This is a genomic window from Arthrobacter sp. P1_A5 (assembly GCF_056406825.1).
The window spans coordinates 1-3798 of record NZ_JBFTZL010000264.1; the positions used below are offsets into that span (position 1 = coordinate 1).

Below are 3798 nucleotides of genomic sequence, written 5' to 3' on the forward strand. Positions count from 1 at the left end.
ACACCGCGAGCCGCGGGTCCGTGCAGTTCTCTGGGGTCGTTCAGGACACAGGTTCGCGCTGGTCTCAGGTTTGCGCAGGTCACAGGTCCGCGCGCAATCAACGCACAATTTACGCAAGAAGAAGGTCCACGGGGGCGCCATGAAGTACCAGCAGCCGAGCCTGAACTTCCTTGGTGCCACCGACACCGTGACCGGTTCACGCTACCTGATCGACGCCGGCGGCGGGCGCGTGCTGGTGGACTGCGGACTCTTCCAGGGCTATGAGCGCAGCCGCGAGCGCAACCGGGCGCCCTTTCCGGTGCCGCCGCGGTCCATCGACGCCGTGGTGCTGACCTACGCGCACCTGGACCACACCGGATATGTCCCTGCCCTGGTCAGGGACGGGTTCGGCGGCCCCGTGTACGCCACGGCCGGCACCACAGACCTGTGCAAACTCATCCTGCCGGACAGCGGCCACCTGCAGGAGGAGGCCCGGTATGCCTCGCAGCGGGGGTCATCCGCGCATGATCCCGCCCTGCCCCTCTACACGGCTGCGGACGCCGTCGCGTCCCTCAACAGATTCAAAATCGTCGAGTTTGATGTTCCCCTTGACCTTGGCGATGGCATGGAGTTGACGTTCGTGCCGGCCGGGCACATCCTGGGGGCCGCCCAGGTGCACGTCCGGCTTGGCTCCCAGTCCGTGCACTTCACCGGGGACCTGGGCCGGGCCGATGACCCGTTCATGTATCCGCCCCGTCCGCTCGGCGAAACCGGCATCCTGGTGACCGAATCAACCTACGGCAACCGGAAACACTCCACTGAGGATCCGGAGAAGCTGCTGGGAGAGATCATCAACCGCGTCGCGAAACGCGGAGGGGTCATCATGTTTGCCGCGTTCGCCGTCGGCCGGGCCGAAACGCTGATGCTGTACCTGTCCCGGCTCTTGCGCAAGGGCGCGATTCCTCGCATCCCGGTCTACGTCAACAGCCCCATGGCCATCGACGCCTCCGAAATGTACCAGCGCCACCCCGAAGAACACCGGCTCAAGCGGGAGGAGTACGTGGACATGTACAAACTGGCCAAACTCACCCGCACCGTGGACGAATCCAAGTTGCTGAACCTGCGCGGCGGCCCCATGATCATCATCTCGGCCAGCGGCATGCTGACTGGCGGACGGATCCTGCACCACATCGCGGCGTACGGCCCCGACCCGAAAAACGCCATCATCCTCAGCGGCTACCAGGCCAGCGGCACGCGGGGGGCCACCCTTGCTGCCGGTGAACGCGAGTTGCGCATCTACGGGGAGGACGTCAAGGTGCGGGCCGAGGTTATCCAGATGGAAAGCCTGTCCGCGCACGCCGACGGCGACGCCATCATCGCGTGGATGAGGACGGCAGAAGCAGCGCCCCGCATGACCTACATCACGCACGGTGACCCGGACGCGTCGGACGCCCTGCGTGTCAGGATCAAACGCGAACTCGGCTGGCGGGCGAGGGTGCCCGAATACCTGGAGACGATCGACGTCGAGGATCCGCGATGAACCCCGAGGCCGTCACCCGGTCCACCGTGTTGAAGGAGGTCCACGATCTCGCCCGGCCACTGAAAACCGATCGGGACCTCAACGGCCTCGTGCGGCGCGCGGCCGACTGCCGTTTTGTAGCCATCGGCGAGGCCTCCCACGGMACCCACGAGTTCTACACCTGGCGCGACACCCTCAGCAGGCGGCTCATCGCGGAGGAAGGCTACAACTGGATTGGGGTGGAAGGGGACTGGCCAGACTGCTGGCGCATCAACCGCTGGGTCCGCGGCCTGGAGGGGAAGGACCAGGGCGTCCACGCGCTGCTGGCCGGCTTCGAACGCTGGCCAACCTGGATGTGGGCCAACGAGGAAGTCGCGGCGTTCCTGGACTGGCTGCGCAGCTGGAACCTGGCCAGGCCGCTGGACAAACGTGTCGGCTTCTACGGACTGGATGTCTACTCGCTCTGGGATTCGCTGCGCGAAATCATCGGCTGGCTGCAGGCGAACGTTCCCGACGCCGTCCCCGCGGCGGAGCGCGCCTGGCAGTGCTTCCTGCCCCACCACGAGGACCCGCACCAGTACGCCTGGAGCACGCGGCTGGTGCCGCAGTCCTGCGAGCCCGACGTCGTGGCCCTCCTGACCGAGGTCAGGAACCGGGCCTTCAGCCCCGGCCGGCATGAGGAGGACGCCTTCGACGCCGTCCAGAACGCTGAAGTCGCGGCCAACGCCGAGCACTACTACCGCATCATGGTCCGCGGCGACAGGCAGTCCTGGAACGTCCGCGACCACCATATGGCCGACACCATCGACCGGGTCAGCAGGCACCTCGGTCCGGCGTCGAAGGGACTGATCTGGGAACACAACACACACATCGGCGATGCCCGGGCCACCGACATGGCGCAGGACGGCCTGGTCAACGTCGGGCAGCTGCTGCGCGAACGCCACGCGGGCGAAGGTGTGCTGCTGGTCGGCTTCGCAGCCCACCGCGGCTCCGTGCTCGCCTCCGACGGGTGGGGCCGCCCCGAACGCATCCTGACGGTTCCGGAAGCGCGCCCGGGCAGCCACGAAGACTTCCTGCATCAGGCCCTGGGGGTGCCCTCAGTGCTGGTGTTCGGCGACGACCGGACCGGGCCGTGGCTCTCGACACGGCTCGGACACCGGGCGATCGGCGTCGTCTACCACCCGGAACGGGACGCCGGAAACTACGTTCCGACCCGGATGGGGGAGCGCTACGACGCACTCATCTGGCTGGAACACACCGCAGCGCTGCGCCCGGTGCACCATGAAGGCCCGCCCCGCGAACCGGAGTTCGAGACCGAGCCCACCGGATTCTAGGCCGGTGTGCATTCCAGGAAGCAGGAATCAGCATGAGCAAAGCAATCATCGTCGGCGTCAACGGGTCCGCAGGCAGCAACGCCGCCCTGGCCTGGGCCCTTGACCGGGCCGCCCGGGACAAGCTCCCGGTCACGGTCGTCCACGCGGTGGACGACAGGTGGATGTCACCGGATTTTCARTACCACGAGATCATCCGGGAATCGGGGATGGAACTGCTTCGGGACGCTGAGACGGCCGCCCGTGAACAGGCCCCGGACGTCACTGTGGACATCCAGCTGCGTCATGGCAGCGGCGGCTCGGTGCTCCGGGAAGTCTCCAAGGAGGCCGCCATGATCGTGGTTGGCGGCCATGACAAACATTGGATGGGCGGCGGTCCCATGACGGACCGGGCCCTGCAGATTGTCTCGGCCTCGGAATGCCCGGTAGCCGTCGTGCCGGCGAAACCGGCCACGGGGGCAAAGGGCGTCGTGGTCGGCGTGGATGGCTCCGAGGAGTCGCTGCAGGCCGTCGCCTTCGCGGCCGCCGAAGCTGATTGGGGTGGAGACGAGCTCACCGTGGTCCTCGCGTTCAAGAGCCCTGCCCGGTGGGTCGAGAAGCAGCTGCCGACCAGTGGTCTCGCCGAGAGCATCGTCGAAGAGGACCGGATTGTTCTCGCCGAGTCGGTCGCCGGGCTCGGCGACAAATACCCCGACCTGGTGGTCCATCAGCGCCTTGAGACGAACACCGAACCGGCCAAGGCCCTCGTGGATATCGCCGCCGGCGCCAGGGAGTTGGTGATCGGAAGTCGGGGACGTGGCGGTTTCTCCCGGACGGTGCTCGGCTCCACGGCGCACGCTGTGCTCCTGAACGTGCCGTGCCCCACCATCGTCACGAAGGTGCATAAGGTCAAGCACGGGGACTGACCGCCCGGCGAGCAACCCGTTGCCGGCAAGGTCCCGGAACTGGCTGGAGAGCGCCCTTTTGGAG

At 67.0% G+C, this 3798-nt stretch carries 3 protein-coding genes; all 3 read left to right on the forward strand.

The genetic code is table 11. The annotated features are described in order from the left end of the window. Window positions 1-139 precede the first annotated feature (139 nt). The 3 genes from AC1D1S_RS19950 to AC1D1S_RS19960 are packed head-to-tail and all read left to right on the forward strand — an operon-like array spanning window position 140 to window position 3734. Window positions 140-1519, forward strand: a complete 1380-nt coding sequence (locus AC1D1S_RS19950) for an MBL fold metallo-hydrolase RNA specificity domain-containing protein (protein WP_476995300.1) — start codon at window positions 140-142, stop codon at window positions 1517-1519. Continuing rightward, window positions 1516-2832, forward strand: a complete 1317-nt coding sequence (locus AC1D1S_RS19955; protein WP_243177759.1) for an erythromycin esterase family protein — start codon at window positions 1516-1518, stop codon at window positions 2830-2832. Before AC1D1S_RS19950 ends, AC1D1S_RS19955 begins: the two co-directional genes overlap by 4 nt. Window positions 2833-2864: 32 nt before the next feature. Beyond that, entirely contained in the window at window positions 2865-3734 is an 870-nt protein-coding gene (locus tag AC1D1S_RS19960) for a universal stress protein (protein ID WP_243177757.1), read from the forward strand. The last annotated feature ends 64 nt before the right edge of the window (window positions 3735-3798 follow it).

Bases quoted from the DNA above. Each gene is read 5' to 3' on its own strand.
- AC1D1S_RS19950 (WP_476995300.1), top strand. From the start codon at position 140: ATGAAGTACCAGCAGCCGAGCCTGAACTTCCTTGGTGCCACCGACACC.